Here is a 17762-nt window from a genome sequence, read left to right on the forward strand (position 1 = left end):
TCATGAATACCCAATCCAGCCCAATTGTTACCGAAATGAAGGTGATTCCGGTCGCCGGGCGCGACAGCATGCTGATGAATATCGGCGGCGCGCATAACGCCTGGTTTACCCGCAACATCGTGGTGTTAACCGATAACGCTGGCCATACCGGCGTCGGCGAAGCGCCCGGCGGCGAAGTCATCTACCAGACGTTGGTCGATGCCATTCCGCAGGTGGTTGGGCAGGAGGTCGCTCGCCTCAACCGCGTGGTGCAGCAGGTACATAAAGGCAACCAGGCGGCGGATTTCGACACCTTCGGCAAAGGCGCATGGACCTTCGAATTGAAAGTCAATGCGGTGGCGGCGCTGGAGGCCGCGCTGCTCGACCTGCTTGGCAAGGTGTTGAATGTCCCGGTCTGCGAACTGCTTGGGCCCGGCAAACAGCGTGATGCGGTGACCGTGCTGGGCTACCTGTTCTATATCGGCGACCGCGAAAAAACCGATCTCGGATACCTTGAGCGGACGCCAGGCAACCACGAATGGTATCGCCTGCGTCATCAGCAGGCGTTGAATAGCGACGCGGTGGTGCGACTGGCGGAGGCGGCTCAGGATCGCTACGGCTTTAAAGACTTTAAGCTAAAAGGCGGCGTATTACCTGGCGAGCAGGAGATCGACACCGCTCGCGCGCTGAAAAAACGCTTCCCTGAAGCGCGCATTACCGTCGATCCGAACGGCGCCTGGCTGTTGGATGAAGCTATTATGCTGTGCAAAGGGCTGCAGGATGTCCTGACCTATGCCGAAGATCCGTGCGGCGCGGAACAGGGCTTTTCCGGCCGGGAAGTGATGGCCGAGTTCCGTCGCGCAACCGGGTTACCGGTGGCGACCAACATGATAGCCACTAACTGGCGCGAGATGGGGCATGCGGTGATGCTCAACGCCGTCGATATTCCGCTGGCTGATCCGCACTTCTGGACGCTCTCTGGCGCGGTGCGGGTGGCGCAGCTGTGCGATGACTGGGGGCTGACCTGGGGCTGCCACTCGAACAACCATTTTGATATCTCGCTGGCGATGTTTACCCACGTCGGCGCCGCGGCGCCGGGCAAGCCGACCGCTATCGATACCCATTGGATTTGGCAGGAGGGCGATTCGCACCTGACGCAAAATCCGCTGCAAATTATCAACGGCAAAATCGCCGTGCCAGACGCGCCGGGACTCGGCGTGGAGCTGGACTGGGAACAGGTGCATAAAGCTCATGAGGCCTATAAGGCGCTGCCTGGCGGCGCGCGTAATGATGCGGGCCCGATGCAGTACCTGATTCCCGGTTGGACATTCGACCGTAAACGCCCCGTTTTCGGCCGTCATTAATTAAAAAGGATTACGTCATGACTACATCATCTTCAACGCCAATTGTGACCGCTATGCAGGTTATCCCGGTCGCCGGGCATGACAGCATGCTGATGAACCTGAGCGGCGCGCACGCGCCGTACTTCACCCGTAATATCGTTATCATCAAAGATAACTCCGGGCATACCGGCGTCGGCGAAATTCCCGGCGGCGAAAAGATCCGCCAGACGCTGGAAGACGCCGCGCCGCTGGTAGTGGGGAAAACGCTGGGCGAGTACAAAAATGTGCTGAATGCCGTGCGTAACCAGTTTGCCGACCGCGATGCCGGCGGCCGCGGCCTGCAAACCTTCGATCTGCGCACCACTATTCACGTGGTGACCGGGATTGAAGCGGCGCTGCTGGATCTGCTGGGCCAGCATCTGGGCGTGAACGTTGCTTCTCTGCTTGGCGACGGCCAACAGCGGAGTGAAGTCGAAATGCTGGGCTATCTGTTCTTCGTCGGCAACCGCCACGCGACGCCGCTGGCTTATCAAAGCCAACCGGATGAGCAGTGCGACTGGTACCGTATTCGTCATGAAGAGGCGATGACGCCGGAGGCGGTAGTTCGTCTGGCGGAAGCCGCTTACGAAAAATATGGCTTCAATGATTTTAAACTGAAGGGCGGGGTACTGGCCGGTTTTGAAGAAGCCGAAGCCATTAGCGCGCTGGCGAAGCGTTTCCCTGACGCGCGCGTGACCCTCGACCCGAACGGCGCCTGGCTGCTGGATGAAGCCATCCAGATAGGCAAGCAACTGAAAGGCGTACTGGCCTATGCGGAAGACCCATGCGGCGCTGAGCAAGGTTTCTCCGGCCGCGAAGTGATGGCCGAATTCCGTCGGGCGACCGGGCTGCCGACCGCAACCAACATGATTGCCACCGACTGGCGGCAGATGGGCCATACGCTGTCGTTACAATCGGTGGATATTCCGCTGGCTGACCCGCACTTCTGGACCATGCAGGGATCGGTGCGCGTGGCGCAAATGTGTCATGAATTTGGCCTGACCTGGGGGTCGCACTCTAATAACCACTTCGATGTGTCGTTGGCGATGTTTACCCATGTGGCCGCGGCGGCGCCGGGTAAAATTACCGCTATCGATACCCACTGGATCTGGCAGGAGGGCAACCAGCGTTTGACCAAACAGCCGTTTGAAATCAAAGGCGGTATGGTGCAGGTGCCGACGACGCCAGGTTTGGGGGTTGAGCTGGATATGGACCGCGTGATGCAGGCTAATGAGCTATATAAGAAACATGGCCTGGGCGCTCGTGATGACGCCATGGCGATGCAATATTTAATCCCGAACTGGACCTTTGATAACAAACGTCCTTGCATGGTTCGCTAAGATAACGCCGACCCTGTTGGGGTCGGCAACTGCCGGTCGCCGGGGTTATTCATATTAAGGACACTTATGAAGATAGTGATCGCGCCGGATTCTTACAAAGAGAGCCTGAGTGCGCTGGATGTCGCTACCGCGATAGAAACGGGGTTCCGCGAAATTTATCCCCATGCGGAGTACGTTAAAGTCCCGGTTGCCGACGGCGGAGAGGGTACCGTTGAGGCGATGGTGGCCGCGACGCAGGGACATATCGTACAGGTCAGCGTTACCGGGCCGTTAGGCGAACCGGTCGAAGCCTTTTACGGTCTGTCCGGCGATATGCGCTGCGCCTATATTGAAATGGCGGCAGCCAGCGGACTGGAAAGCGTGCCGCCGACGCGACGTAATCCGCTACTGACCACCTCCTGGGGAACCGGCGAGCTGATTCGTTACGCGTTAGATGCGGGAGTCTCGCAGATTATTATTGGGATCGGCGGCAGCGCGACCAATGACGGCGGCGCCGGCATGGCGCAGGCGTTAGGGGCGAAATTGTTGACCGCGGAGCAACAGCAAATTGCGCCGGGCGGCGGCGCGCTGGAGACGCTGGCGCGAATCGATCTCAGCGAGCTGGATCCAAGATTGGCGGATTGCCGGATTGATGTCGCCTGCGACGTCACCAACCCGTTAACCGGCCCGCAGGGGGCAAGCGCGGTGTTCGGCCCGCAAAAAGGGGCGACGACGGCGATGATTGAACGTCTTGATCGCGGCCTGCAACACTTTGCGCAGATTATCGACCGCGATTTGGATATCGATGTGCTGAGCCTGGAAGGGGGCGGCGCGGCGGGCGGTATGGGGGCGGCGTTGTATGCGTTTTGCGGCGCCAAATTGCGACCGGGGATCGAGATAGTGACCGATGCGCTGCGGCTGGCGGATTTAGTGGCTGATGCTGATTTGGTGATTACCGGTGAAGGGCGCATCGACAGCCAGACCATTCACGGTAAGGTACCGGTGGGGGTGGCGAAGGTCGCGAAACGCTTCAACGTGCCGGTGATTGGGATTGCCGGCAGCCTGACCGCCGATGTTGGCGTCGTGCATCAGCATGGTTTGGATGCGGTCTTTAGCGTGCTGTATACCGTCTGTACCCTGGACGAAGCGCTGGCGAACGCCGCCGCCAACGTGAGAATGACGGCGCGTAACGTGGCCGCGGTATTGCAGATGGGCGGCAAGCGGTAACCCGGGCAGCGCAGTGGGATTTGTAGCCCGGATAAGGCGCGTAACACCGCGATCCGGGAACCGTCCCCGGTGGCGCTTACGCTTACCGGGGCTACCAACCGAGTACCGGACCGTAGGGCGTAGCCCGGATAAGGCGCGTAGCGCCGCTATCCGGGGTTTACACTCCCATCTTGCACGCTTCGCGGGCGACGTTATCCATCTCGTCTAGCAGTTCCAGCAGTTCCGGCTCCAGTTCTTCCGGCGCGGTACCGGCGCGCAACTGACTTTCAAGGGTATGGCACAGTTTTTTCAGCCGCGGTACGCCGCTATAGCTGCAGCTACCGTGCAGCTTGTGGATTAAATCCAGCAATCCTTCCGGCGTCTCGCCGACCAGCTGCTCTTCAACTTTATTGCGCACCTCCGGCATAAAGGCGAGCAACATTTGCAGCATCTCCCGCGCGAGGTCTGGCTTCATGGCTGCCTGACGCAGCGCCAGCTGCCAGTTGAGCGTGACGTTATGGTCGATAACCGGCTCAACCGGTTCGGCGATTTGAGGCGTGACGACGTGCATACCGGGCTGATAACGCAACAGCAGGGTGCTGAGTTTATCTTCTTCAATTGGCTTCGCCAGATAATCGTTCATCCCGGCAGCCAGCAGTTTCTCGCGCTGACCCTCAAGGGCGTGAGCGGTCACGGCGATCACCGGTGTCTGCTGCTGATGAGGGAGTTGGCGGATCAATTCACAGGCGCGAATACCGTCCATATCCGGCATCTGAATATCCATCAGAATGAGATCCAACTGCGATTGTTTTGCCTGCTCTACGGCATCCTGGCCGCTATCGCACAGAATGACATGCTGCACCAGATCGTCCAGCAATGCGCCGATAAGCTTGAGGTTGGCCGGGTTGTCGTCTACCGCCATGACCGTCATCGCCAGTTTATCGCTATCGATATAGGGCTGCGGCACCGGCGGCTGCGCGCGGCAAGAGGCCATCAGCACCGGGAAAAGCCGCGTGGAGGTCAACGGTTTGAGCAGGCAGGCGGCGACGCCATTTCTTTTCAGCTCTTCGGCGCTGACCTGCGCGTGACAAGGCAACCCCAGTACCAGGGTATCGGATAGCGAGCAGGCGCGGACCAGCTTCTCCCGCTGATTGCTGAGATCGCGCATCGACACCGGAATACCGGCCAGTAAAATATCGTAGTGGGCATCCGGCAGCGCTGACAGCGTCGGGCTGTAGACCACCTCCAATGGCGTGGTTGCCAGCAGTTCCATCGTGCTTTGCGCAGCGGTGGCATTGGCTTCAATGTAGGCCAGCTTCTTGCCCGCCAGGCAATGGGTATCGAAACCGTCCGTAACGGCGTTCGGGTTCAGGTCAAGGCTGATATGGAACCAGAAGGTGGAGCCACGGTTCGGTTGACTATGGAATGAGATATCACCGCCCATCTCTTTGACCAGGCGCTGGGTGATGACCAGACCCAGGCCGGTGCCGCCGTGGCGGCGCGAGATACTGGCGTCGGCCTGGCGGAATGCCTGGAACAGCCGTGACTGATCGCGCTCCGGAATACCGATGCCGGTATCGTGGATCTGTACTTCAATTTGCACGCGGGAATTGCTCATCGCCCGCTGTTCCACCAGCACATCAATGTTGCCGTGCTCGGTGAATTTTATGGCGTTACCCACCAGGTTGGTGATGACCTGCTGCAGACGTAGCGGATCGCCAATCACATTATCCGGGACATCGCTTTTAATGTTGAGGGTGAGTTCGAGCCCTTTATCGTGCGCCGAATGGGCCAGCAGGGTCACCACTTCATCCAGGGTATTGCGCAGCAGGAAAGGAATGCTTTCCAGTATCAGCTTGCCCGCTTCCAGCTTGGAGAAATCCAGCACGTCATTAATGATGGCCAACAGATTGTTGGCAGAACGCTCAATGGTGGTGAGGTGGTCGCGCTGAGTGGCGTTCAGATCGGTTTTTAGCGTCAGTCGGGTAAAGCCAATCACGCCGTTAAGCGGGGTTCGTAGCTCATGCGACATATTGGCCAGGAACTCGGATTTGATGCGCGCGGCCTCCTGGGCGCGCTTTTTCGCCAGATCCAGCTCGACGTTCTGAATCTCCATCTGCTCCAGCGTTTCGCGCAGATCCGAGGTGGCCTGATCGACATTGTGCTGCATCTCCTCGTGGTATGCCGCAAGCGACATCGCCATCGAGTTAATGCCGTTTTTCAGCATATCCAGCTCGCCGAGCATAAAACCTTCAACGCGGCTATCCAACTGGCCGCGACGGATGCGGTCAACGGTGTTGACCATATTGCGAATCGGCCCGGTCACGTCGCGCATCAATCGCCAGCCGAAAATCAGCGCAATGCCGATACAAAACAGCATCATGACGCTTGAGATAAATATCTCTTTGTACTGCTGTAAGCGAACGGATTTGAGGTCGAGCTCCAGCGCCACATAGCCAAGCATGTTGCCCGGCATTTTAGCATCGCTTTCCGGCGACTCATCGGGCAGATAGCTTTCTGACACAATAGGCGTGCGCAGCACCATGATATCGCCGTGGCGGGTGACGCTTAGACGGCGAGGGAAGGGGGCGCCGCGCGGGAGCTGTATTTCTCGCGGATCGAGCTGAAAGTTAGAGGTAACGAAAAGCCGGTTTTTTGCATCATAGATTGAAATGGCCCGCACGATATCGGAATGGCGGCGGTGAAGCACGCTGATAAGTTGGCCGATCGCCTCGCGATTTTGCAAATTCATGCCGTATTCACTGGATACCGCCAGCGGTTCGATAATACTGGCGCCGGCATCCTCCAACTGCCTCTGCAGGTCGTTATAGCGGTGGGCGACGAAGAAAATACTGAGCAGCAAACCAATCAAAACGGTCGGCGCCAGAATAAGAATCATCATGCGAGCACGTAGGCTGTAGTTGGTCATGCGGTTCCATTATGGGAGAATATACATATCAACCTTCAGACGGCTTCTGAATCGATAGCCCGAATGATTTCATGTATAGAGTCAGTATATTTTTGAGATAATCCTCTACAATGGCGCAATTCTACTCTGCAAAACGGCGTGTGACGACGCGCCAGATCATAACCGTGACGGTAAATGACCTTGATCCCTTTGGCCAGGGCGTAGCCCGTCATCAGGGTAAGGCGCTGTTTGTCCCCGGCCTGTTGCCGCAAGAGCAGGCGGAAGTCGTGCTGGTAGAGGATAAAAAACAGTATGCCCGCGCTCAGGTTAAACGCCGCCTCAACGACAGCCCACAGCGCGTTGCGCCGCGCTGTGCGCATTTCGGCGTCTGCGGCGGATGCCAGCAGCAGCATGCTAGCATTGAACTACAGCAGCAAAGCAAGCGCGCCGCGCTCTCCCGCCTGATGAAACGTGACGTTGACGACATTATAGCCGCTGAACCCTGGGGCTATCGTCGTCGGGCGCGTTTGAGCTTGAATTATCAGCCGAAGACCCAACAACTGCAGATGGGTTTTCGTAAGGCCAACTCCAGCGAAATCATCGATGTGGTGCAGTGCCCTGTTTTGGTGCCCCAACTTGAGGCGTTGTTGCCCGCGGTGCGCGAGTGTTTAACCAGCCTGCAGTCACAGCGTCATCTTGGCCACGTTGAATTGGTGCAGGCGGACAACGGCCCGCTGATGGTTTTACGCCATACCGCCGCGCTGACGGCGGCGGATAAAGAAAAACTGGAACGTTTTTCGCAAACTCACGGTCTATCCCTGTACCTCGCGCCGCAAAGCGAGATACTTGAACATATTCGCGGCGATGAGCCATGGTACACGTCAGACGGACTACGCTTAGTGTTCAGTCCGCGCGATTTTATCCAGGTCAACGATGGCGTAAACCAGAAGATGGTAAGTACGGCGCTGGCCTGGTTAGATATTCAGCCGCAGGACCGCGTTCTGGATCTTTTTTGCGGTATGGGTAATTTCACCCTGCCGCTGGCCAAAGCGGCGGCGAGCGTGGTGGGCGTCGAAGGTGTGCCCGCGCTGGTGGCAAAGGGGCGGGAAAATGCCGCTCTCAATGGGTTGCAAAACGTGACTTTCTTTCATGAAAACCTGGAGGAAGATGTCACCCGGCAAGCCTGGGCGAAGCACGGCTTTGATAAAATTCTACTCGATCCGGCAAGGGCCGGGGCGCCGGGCGTGATGGCGCATATTATCAAGCTGGCTCCGCGGCGAGTGGTCTATGTTTCATGTAACCCGGCGACGCTGGCGCGCGATAGCGAGGCGTTGCTTCAGGCGGGATATCGCATTCAACGTCTGGCGATGCTGGACATGTTCCCGCACACCGGGCACCTGGAATCGATAGTATTGTTTGAGCGCGAGCTTACATAAAATTGTTCAGCCCGCATCGAGGCGACAGTGAAGATGCCTGGTGGCGGTGTGGACTGAAGGATGAAGTAGATACCCTCAATAACTCGAGTTGCAGGAAAGCTAACGCACATGCAACTTGAAGAATGACGGGTATAAATATGGCTTGCTGACTTCGGTAGGCTGAGTCCCTTAAGGAGAGGACAATGGTTGCGGTAAGAAGTGCACATCTAAATAAAGCTGGTGAGTTTGACCCGAAGAAATGGATCGCGAGTCTGGGGATTTCCAGCCAGCAGTCGTGTGAGCGCTTAGCCGAGACCTGGGATTATTGTCGCGCAACAACGCAGGGGCACCCGCAGGCAGATCTCCTGCTTTGGCGTGGCGTGGAGATGGTTGAAATTCTCTCCATGCTGAATATGGATATCGATACCTTGCGGGCCGCTTTGCTGTTTCCGCTGGCGGACGGCAACGTCGTCAGCGAAGAAGTCCTGCAAGAGAGCGTCGGCAAATCCGTCGTTACCCTGATTCACGGCGTGCGTGATATGGCGGCGATTCGCCAGCTCAAAGCCACGCACACCGATACCGTCTCCTCAGAACAGGTCGACAATATTCGCCGCATGCTGCTGGCGATGGTCGATGATTTCCGCTGCGTGGTTATCAAGCTTGCGGAACGTATCGCTCACCTGCGCGAGGTAAAAGATGAACCCGAAGATGAGCGCGTACTGGCCGCAAAAGAGTGTACCAATATCTATGCGCCGCTGGCGAACCGCTTAGGGATCGGTCAACTGAAGTGGGAGCTGGAAGACTACTGCTTCCGTTACCTGCATCCAGCCGAATATAAGCGCATTGCAAAGTTGCTGCATGAACGCCGTATCGACCGCGAACATTACATCGATGAGTTTGTCGGCCATCTGCGCTCAGAAATGAAAACCGAAGGCGTGAAGGCTGAGGTGTACGGGCGTCCAAAGCATATCTATAGCATCTGGCGCAAAATGCAGAAGAAGCATCTCGCTTTTGATGAGCTGTTTGACGTGCGCGCGGTTCGTATCGTCGCCGAACGTTTACAGGATTGCTACGCGGCGCTGGGGATCGTGCATACCCACTATCGTCATCTGCCTGACGAATTTGATGATTACGTCGCTAACCCGAAACCGAACGGCTACCAGTCTATTCATACCGTAGTGCTTGGGCCGGGCGGGAAAACGGTCGAAATCCAAATTCGCACCAAACAGATGCATGAAGACGCCGAGCTCGGCGTGGCGGCGCACTGGAAGTATAAAGAGGGCGCCAGCGCCGGGGCGAGCGGCGGCCGCGGTCATGAAGACCGTATCGCCTGGCTGCGTAAGCTGATCGCCTGGCAGGAAGAGATGGCCGACTCCGGCGAAATGCTCGATGAAGTGCGCAGCCAGGTCTTTGACGACCGGGTCTACGTGTTTACGCCGAAGGGCGACGTGGTTGACCTGCCGGCGGGCTCCACTCCGCTCGATTTTGCCTACCATATCCATAGCGATGTCGGGCACCGCTGCATCGGCGCGAAAATTGGCGGGCGCATTGTGCCGTTCACCTATCAGCTGCAGATGGGCGATCAGATTGAGATAATTACTCAGAAGCAGCCCAACCCAAGCCGCGACTGGCTGAACCCGAACCTCGGCTACGTGACCACCAGCCGCGGGCGCTCCAAAATTCACGCCTGGTTCCGTAAACAGGATCGCGACAAGAACATTCTCGCCGGGCGGCAGATCCTTGACGATGAGCTTGAGCATCTGGGGATCAGCCTGAAGGATGCCGAGAAACATCTGCTGCCGCGCTACAACTTTAATGAACTGGATGAACTGCTGGCGGCTATCGGCGGCGGCGATATTCGCCTTAACCAGATGGTCAACTTCCTGCAGGCGCAGTTCAACAAACCGAGCGCTGCGGAACAGGATGCCGCCGCGCTGAAGCAGCTGCAGCAGAAAACCTATACCCCGCAGAACCGCAGTAAAGACAATGGCCGGGTGGTGGTTGAGGGCGTCGGCAACCTGATGCATCACATCGCCCGCTGCTGCCAGCCGATTCCCGGTGACGAAATCGTCGGCTTCATCACCCAGGGGCGCGGGATCTCGGTGCACCGCGCCGACTGCGATCAGCTGGCTGAGCTGCAGTCTCACGCGCCGGAACGCATCGTTGATGCGGTATGGGGCGAGAGCTATTCTGCGGGATATTCGCTGGTGGTGCGCGTGGTTGCCAACGACCGCAGCGGCCTGCTGCGCGACATTACCACTATTCTTGCCAACGAGAAGGTGAACGTGTTGGGCGTAGCCAGCCGCAGCGATACCAAACAGCAGTTGGCGACCATCGATATGACCATTGAAATCTACAACCTGCAGGTGTTGGGCCGGGTGCTCGGCAAGCTGAACCAGGTGCCGGATGTGATCGACGCGCGTCGTCTGCACGGCGGTTAATTTCGTCGCGCCGGATGGCGGTATAAATGCCTTATCCGGCCTACGGTCCGCGGCTTTGTCTTGAAAGCGCCCGCGCGACAACCGCTGCACGGCGGTTAATTTCGTCGCGCCGGATGGCGGCATAAATGCCTTATCCGGCCTACGGTCCGCGGCTTTGTCTTAAAAGCGCCCGCGCGACAACCGCTGCACGGCGGTTAATTTCGCCGCGCCGGATGACGGCATAAATGCCTTATCCGGCCTACGGTCCGCGGCTTTGTCTTAAAAGCGTCCGGGCGACAACCGCTTCACGGCGGTTAATTTCGTCGCGCCGGATGGCGGCATAAATGCCTTATCCGGCCTACGGTCCGCGGCTTTGTCTTAAAAGCGCCCGGGCGACAATCGCTACACGGCGGTTAATTCGTCTGTAGGCCGGATAAGGCGAAGCCGCCATCCGGCAATTTCGTAACGTCGGATAAGGTATCAATGCCTTATCCGGCCGACTATTTTTTTAATTTCCAGGATTGTCACATGACTCAAATTGACCGCCTGCTCGGCATCATGCGCCGCCTGCGCGACCCGGAAAACGGCTGCCCGTGGGATAAAGAACAGACCTTTGCCACTATCGCCCCTTACACCCTTGAAGAGACCTATGAAGTGCTGGACGCCATTGCGCGCGAAGATTTTGACGATCTGCGCGGCGAGCTTGGCGACCTGCTATTCCAGGTGGTGTTCTATGCGCAGATGGCGCAAGAAGAGGGGCGTTTTGATTTCAACGATATCTGCGCCGCCATCAGCGACAAACTGGAACGTCGCCATCCGCATATTTTCGGCGATGCTTCAGCCGGGAACAGTGCGGAAGTGCTGGCGCGCTGGGAGCAGATCAAGAGCGCGGAGCGAGCGGAAAAGGCGCAACACTCGGCGCTGGATGATATTCCGCATAGCCTGCCGGCGCTGATGCGCGCGCATAAAATTCAGCGTCGCTGCTCGGCGGTGGGCTTCGACTGGACCTCGCTTGGGCCGGTGCTCGATAAGGTGCATGAAGAGATAGATGAAGTCATGCATGAAGCGCAGCAGGCGGTGGTTGATGAAGCTAAACTGGAAGAGGAAGTGGGCGATCTGCTGTTCGCCACGGTGAATTTATCCCGCCATTTAGGAGTCAAAGCCGAGGTCGCGTTGCAGAAAGCGAACCTCAAATTTGAGCGCCGCTTCCGCGAAGTTGAGCGTATTGTTGCCGCCAGAGGTCTGGAAATGACCGGCGTTGACCTCGAAACCATGGAAGAAGTGTGGCAGGAAGTAAAACGCCAGGAAACTGATCTCTAACGAGTTTTCGTGATCAAGCGCTATTTGTGTGATTTTATAAATAACAAGCGCTTGATTTACGTCAAAAACATTTCGCCAAAAGCGGCTATTTTCTCATTCCGTTATGTTGTTGAAACACCATGTAGCCTGCCTCTTCGAGTTGTTCGAGTCGCAACGCAGGTGCGGCTGGTAGAAAGAAGAGGAGGGGAGAATGAAAGTTTGTGGCGTCACGCATGTTCGGGTATACTACTTTCCCGTCCTGGTTATTCCATCGTTTTACCCTAACTTCTCAGGTTCAGCATGACAACGAACTATATTTTTGTGACCGGCGGGGTCGTATCCTCTCTGGGTAAAGGCATTGCCGCAGCTTCCCTGGCAGCCATTCTTGAAGCCCGTGGGCTCAATGTAACTATCATGAAACTGGATCCGTACATCAACGTCGATCCGGGCACCATGAGCCCAATCCAGCACGGGGAAGTGTTCGTTACTGAAGACGGCGCTGAAACCGATCTGGACCTGGGCCACTACGAGCGTTTCATCCGCACCAAGATGACTCGCCGCAACAACTTCACCACTGGTCGTATCTACTCCGACGTTCTGCGTAAAGAGCGCCGTGGCGACTATCTGGGCGCAACCGTACAGGTTATCCCGCACATCACCAACGCCATCAAAGAGCGTGTATTGGCTGGCGGCGAAGGCCATGACGTGGTGCTGGTTGAAATCGGCGGTACCGTAGGCGATATCGAATCCCTGCCGTTCCTCGAAGCTATTCGCCAGATGGCGGTAGAAATCGGCCGTGAGCATACCCTGTTCATGCACTTGACCCTGGTGCCATACATGGCGGCGGCGGGTGAAGTCAAAACTAAACCGACTCAGCACTCTGTGAAAGAGCTGCTCTCCATCGGTATCCAGCCTGATATTCTGATTTGCCGCTCCGATCGCGCGGTTCCGGCCAACGAGCGTGCAAAAATTGCATTGTTCTGTAACGTCCCGGAAAAGGCTGTGATTTCTCTGAAAGACGTCGATTCCATTTATAAAATTCCAGGCCTGTTGAAATCTCAGGGGCTGGACGATTATATTTGTAAACGATTCAGCTTAACTTGTCCGGAAGCAAACCTGGCCGAATGGGAACAGGTAATCTATGAAGAAGCTAATCCGGCAGGCGAAGTCACCATTGGTATGGTCGGTAAGTACATTGAACTGCCGGATGCCTACAAATCGGTGATTGAAGCGCTGAAACACGGTGGTCTGAAAAACCGCGTGACCGTCAACATCAAGCTTATCGATTCGCAGGATGTTGAAACGCGCGGCGTCGAAATCCTCAAAGATTTGGACGCGATCCTCATCCCGGGCGGCTTCGGCTACCGCGGCGTTGAAGGCAAGATCGCCACCGCGCGCTATGCGCGTGAGAACAATATTCCATATCTGGGCATCTGCCTGGGTATGCAGGTTGCGCTGATTGAGTTCGCGCGCAACGTAGCGGGCATGGAAAACGCCAACTCTACGGAATTTGTGCCAGACTGTAAGTACCCGGTGGTGGCGCTGATTACCGAATGGCGTGACGAAGAAGGCAACGTTGAGGTTCGTTCCGAGAAGAGCGACCTCGGCGGCACCATGCGCCTTGGCGCGCAGCAGTGCCAGCTGGGTGATGATTCTCTGGTTCGTCAGCTATACGGCGAGCCGACAATCACCGAGCGCCATCGTCACCGCTACGAAGTCAACAACATGTTGTTGAAACCGATTGAAGCTGCCGGCCTGCGCGTTGCGGGCCGTTCCGGGGATGATCAGTTGGTCGAGATCATCGAAGTGCCGAACCATCCGTGGTTTGTGGCCTGCCAGTTCCACCCGGAGTTTACTTCGACGCCGCGTGACGGCCACCCGCTGTTTGCCGGCTTTGTGAAAGCCGCGAGCGAGTACCAGAAACGTCAGGCGAAGTAAAAGAGTTAGAACGGCAATGCACCCAATTGGGTGCATTGTTTGTCTGGAGTTTTAGTTTAACTTGTACTGAGGAAAACCTAATGTCCAAAATCGTTAAAGTCATCGGTCGTGAAATCATCGACTCCCGTGGTAACCCGACTGTTGAAGCCGAAGTACACCTGGAAGGTGGTTTCGTCGGTATGGCAGCTGCTCCGTCAGGTGCTTCTACTGGTTCCCGCGAAGCGCTGGAACTGCGCGATGGCGACAAATCCCGTTTCCTGGGTAAAGGCGTAACCAAAGCTGTTGCTGCGGTAAACGGCCCGATCGCTCAGGCAGTCCTGGGTAAAGATGCTAAAGATCAAGCTGGCATCGATAAGATCATGATCGACCTGGACGGTACTGAAAACAAATCCAACTTCGGTGCGAACGCAATCCTGGCGGTATCCCTGGCGAACGCCAAAGCAGCAGCTGCTTCTAAAGGCCAGCCGCTGTTCGAACACATTGCTGAACTGAACGGCACTCCGGGCAAATACTCTATGCCGGTTCCGATGATGAACATCATCAACGGCGGTGAGCACGCTGACAACAACGTCGACATCCAGGAATTCATGATTCAGCCGGTTGGCGCGCCGACTCTGAAAGAAGCCGTACGTATGGGTTCTGAAGTGTTCCATCACCTGGCGAAAGTTCTGAAATCCAAAGGCATGAACACTGCAGTTGGTGACGAAGGCGGCTACGCGCCGAACCTGGGTTCCAACGCTGAAGCGCTGGCTGTTATCGCTGAAGCGGTTAAAGCAGCAGGCTACGAACTGGGCAAAGACATCACTCTGGCGATGGACTGCGCAGCTTCTGAATTCTACAAAGACGGTAAATACGTTCTGGCTGGCGAAGGCAACAAAGCGTTCACCTCTGAAGAATTCACCCACTTCCTGGAAGAACTGACCAAACAGTACCCGATCGTGTCCATCGAAGATGGCCTGGACGAGTCTGACTGGGACGGTTTCGCATACCAGACCAAAGTACTGGGCGACAAAATCCAGCTGGTTGGTGACGATCTGTTCGTAACCAACACCAAGATCCTGAAAGAAGGCATCGAGAAAGGCATCGCTAACTCCATCCTGATCAAATTCAACCAGATCGGTTCTCTGACCGAAACTCTGGCTGCAATCAAGATGGCGAAAGACGCTGGCTACACCGCTGTCATCTCTCACCGTTCTGGCGAAACTGAAGACGCTACCATCGCTGACCTGGCTGTTGGTACCGCTGCAGGCCAGATCAAAACTGGTTCTATGAGCCGTTCTGACCGCGTTGCTAAATACAACCAGCTGATTCGTATCGAAGAAGCGCTGGGTGAAAAAGCGCCGTACAACGGTCGTAAAGAGATCAAAGGCCAGGCGTAATCCTGACTTTTTGTGAAATAAAATGCCAGTCTGCGGACTGGCATTTTTTTTATCCGCTATTTGCACTTACTTGAAATCGACGGCCATTTGCTGCGGAATAGAAAGCCCGCGGGTGGTTTGTACGCAGCGGTCGATATAATCGGTGAAACGCGGCGGTTTGGGCATGCCCATGCTCAGCAGCTTATCATTGCTGAAGCGGACGTTCAGCGTCGCGAAGGCGCCATACAGGCGCATCGCTTTGAGCATCAGGCGCTCGTTGCACGGGCCAAAAATATCCTTCAACTCACGGCGCATTTTAACCAGCGTCTCATAGCTGACCTGCGCGTATCGATCGCCTACCGGAGCCTGCTCCAGCGCTGAGGCCATCGCGCGATCGATTTCCGCAAATTTCACGCTGTTTTCTTCTCCGGCGGAGATATGCACTACTTCGCCGCGCGCCAGCGGGCGCTGTAATAACATCAGCAGCGCGTCGGCGCAGTAGTCGACCGGGATAACATCAACGCGGTCTTCCAGGGAGCAGAGGAATTTTTGCAACATCAGCCCCATACTGAACACCCAAAAAATGCTGCTGGAGGGTTGGCAACCGTGATGAGTATGACCAACGACGATAGAAGGGCGGGCGATGGCTAACGGTAACGTCGGGCACTGCTCCTGCATCAGGCGCTCAATCGTCGATTTGGAATGGGTATACTCCACCAGATGCTCGGCGTGCTCGCGGAATTCAGCGCTTTCAGCGACCAGCGAATCGGGCTCCGGGGTACAGGACATCGCGGTCCCGACGTGGAGAAAACGTTGTAGTCCAGCTACGCGGGACATCCGTTGGGCAAATTTGAACGTCCCTTCGACGTTCACTTTCCAGATGAGCGGGTTATTGCCAAATGAGGCGACGGCGGCGCTGTTGATAACGTGAGTGACCTGCTCCAGACGCGGGTCGCTCAGGAACGCCTCCGGGGATGACAAATCGCCGAGCAGGATCTGCCGGGTAGTTAATGCGGCCAGCTTCTCCTCTGCAATATTGAATTTACGCAGGTTTTCCTTCACCCGGGCCAGAGCCGCTTCATCGTTATTGGCTCGCACCAGGAGCAATAGATTAATCCCATTTTCGTTATTAAGGATATTTTCTAATACCGCTCCACCCAGAAATCCGGTAACGCCTGTAATTAATAATGTATTCATGAATGCAGTCTCTCATGGTTGGTCGACTGGATTCTAGGCGCGGAAAATTAAACGGAGATTAAATAAAAAATGCTGTAACCGTCGGTTTCTTAAGCTTATTTTAAGCTATGGAAATTAAGTGAATTGAATTGGACAGTATGCATAGATAAAAGATTCATTGTTTCATGTATCGGTTTGTACATCTTTGATTAATTGTGATTTTTTATCGATTTAGACAATCATAAATAATGCTATTACGATCATGAAAAACATTATTTGTTACATCTTTATCCGCACGCAGATACTTCTGAAAAGAGTAATCAATGAACGGGTTAATGAGTGAGTGTGGCACATGCTAAAATAATACTTAATATATCGTAAATACATTTTGTGCTTATTTCATAGTTCGCTAACTAATATAAAAAGAGGGTTTACGCCCCGCTGACCATGGGCTCAGGTAAGCGCAGCTGAGGACAAGACCTGAGCGCCTGAATCTGCGATAATACCTTTTTACCACCTGAACAGAGATGACTATGCAGTACCCGATTAACGAGATGTTCCAGACCTTGCAAGGCGAGGGTTACTTTACCGGCGTGCCTGCCATTTTTATTCGTTTGCAGGGATGCCCGGTTGGTTGCGCCTGGTGCGATACCAAACATACCTGGGATAAGCTGGCCGATCGGGAAGTGTCTCTATTTAGTATCCTCGCTAAAACCAAAGAGAGCGATAAGTGGGGCCCGGCGACCAGCGACGATCTGCTGGCAATCATTGGCCGTCAGGGGTGGACCGCCCGTCACGTAGTGATTACCGGCGGCGAACCTTGTATTCACGATCTTACGCCGTTGACCGACCTGCTTGAGCAAAACGGTTTCAGCTGCCAGATTGAAACCAGCGGCACCCATGAAGTGCGCTGCAGCCACAATACCTGGGTTACGGTCTCGCCGAAGGTGAACATGCGCGGCGGCTACGATGTGCTCTCTCAGGCGTTGCAACGTGCAGATGAAATCAAGCATCCGGTTGGCCGCGTGCGTGATATCGAAGCGCTGGATGAACTGCTGGAAACGCTGGCAGATGAAAAGCCGCGGATTATTGCATTACAGCCGATTAGCCAAAAAGAAGACGCGACGCGTCTGTGCATCGAGACCTGTATCGCCCGGAACTGGCGGTTATCCATGCAGACGCATAAATACCTTAACATCGCCTGATCCCCACTCTATTTGCCGGGTAGGTGGCTCACCGCCCGGCAGCTCTCTTCTTCATATATGAATTCATCTTCGCATTTGGCTCCAGCGCTGGGGTTGAGATACGCCGTCATGACAGCAATGCTATCATTGGCGCGTTAATTCAGCCGCTCAGGCGGGC

At 55.8% G+C, this 17762-nt stretch carries 11 protein-coding genes; 9 read left to right on the forward strand and 2 right to left on the reverse strand.

What is annotated here, in order from left to right:
- The first annotated feature begins 2 nt into the window (after positions 1-2).
- The 3 genes from ABLV78_RS05000 to ABLV78_RS05010 all read left to right on the forward strand — a co-directional run bounded on the left by ABLV78_RS05000 (position 3) and on the right by ABLV78_RS05010 (position 3907).
- Entirely contained in the window at positions 3-1343 is a 1341-nt protein-coding gene (locus ABLV78_RS05000; protein ID WP_047044236.1) for an enolase C-terminal domain-like protein, read from the forward strand.
- Positions 1344-1360: 17 nt separating this feature from the next.
- Positions 1361-2701, forward strand: a complete 1341-nt coding sequence (gene gudD, locus ABLV78_RS05005) for a glucarate dehydratase (protein ID WP_047044238.1) — start codon at positions 1361-1363, stop codon at positions 2699-2701.
- A 66-nt stretch (positions 2702-2767) separates the two neighbouring features.
- Positions 2768-3907 (forward strand): glycerate kinase, encoded by a 1140-nt coding sequence (locus tag ABLV78_RS05010; RefSeq protein ID WP_045397589.1) that lies wholly within the window; start codon positions 2768-2770, stop codon positions 3905-3907.
- Between the two features lie 157 nt (positions 3908-4064).
- On the opposite strand, the gene barA is transcribed toward ABLV78_RS05010, so the two are convergent.
- A complete protein-coding gene (barA, locus tag ABLV78_RS05015; protein ID WP_047044241.1) occupies positions 4065-6815 on the reverse strand; it encodes a two-component sensor histidine kinase BarA in 2751 nt (916 codons plus the stop codon).
- Positions 6816-6925: 110 nt separating this feature from the next.
- Between barA and rlmD the strand changes: the two genes are divergently transcribed.
- The 5 genes from rlmD (at position 6926) to eno (ending at position 15245) form a co-directional block, all read left to right on the forward strand.
- The gene (gene rlmD, locus ABLV78_RS05020) at positions 6926-8230 is read left to right on the forward strand and encodes a 23S rRNA (uracil(1939)-C(5))-methyltransferase RlmD (RefSeq protein WP_047044242.1); all 1305 of its coding nucleotides are present in this window, start codon (positions 6926-6928) and stop codon (positions 8228-8230) included.
- A 182-nt stretch (positions 8231-8412) separates the two neighbouring features.
- Positions 8413-10650 (forward strand): GTP diphosphokinase, encoded by a 2238-nt coding sequence (relA, locus tag ABLV78_RS05025; RefSeq protein WP_045397579.1) that lies wholly within the window; start codon positions 8413-8415, stop codon positions 10648-10650.
- A gap of 507 nt (positions 10651-11157) precedes the next feature.
- Entirely contained in the window at positions 11158-11949 is a 792-nt protein-coding gene (mazG, locus tag ABLV78_RS05030) for a nucleoside triphosphate pyrophosphohydrolase (protein ID WP_015703306.1), read from the forward strand.
- Between the two features lie 279 nt (positions 11950-12228).
- Positions 12229-13866 (forward strand): glutamine hydrolyzing CTP synthase, encoded by a 1638-nt coding sequence (pyrG, locus tag ABLV78_RS05035; RefSeq protein WP_015703305.1) that lies wholly within the window; start codon positions 12229-12231, stop codon positions 13864-13866.
- A gap of 80 nt (positions 13867-13946) precedes the next feature.
- Positions 13947-15245, forward strand: a complete 1299-nt coding sequence (gene eno / locus ABLV78_RS05040) for a phosphopyruvate hydratase (protein WP_015369968.1) — start codon at positions 13947-13949, stop codon at positions 15243-15245.
- A 66-nt stretch (positions 15246-15311) separates the two neighbouring features.
- Here the strand turns inward: eno and ABLV78_RS05045 are convergent, their stop codons facing one another.
- Positions 15312-16421, reverse strand: a complete 1110-nt coding sequence (locus tag ABLV78_RS05045; RefSeq protein ID WP_045395337.1) for an SDR family oxidoreductase — start codon at positions 16419-16421, stop codon at positions 15312-15314.
- A 512-nt stretch (positions 16422-16933) separates the two neighbouring features.
- Between ABLV78_RS05045 and queE the strand changes: the two genes are divergently transcribed.
- Positions 16934-17605, forward strand: a complete 672-nt coding sequence (queE, locus tag ABLV78_RS05050) for a 7-carboxy-7-deazaguanine synthase QueE (RefSeq protein WP_047044321.1) — start codon at positions 16934-16936, stop codon at positions 17603-17605.
- Positions 17606-17762: the final 157 nt, after the last annotated feature.

The sequence above is a fragment of the Klebsiella sp. CN_Kp075 genome (assembly GCF_040065055.2).
Taxonomy (GTDB): domain Bacteria; phylum Pseudomonadota; class Gammaproteobacteria; order Enterobacterales; family Enterobacteriaceae; genus Klebsiella; species Klebsiella aerogenes.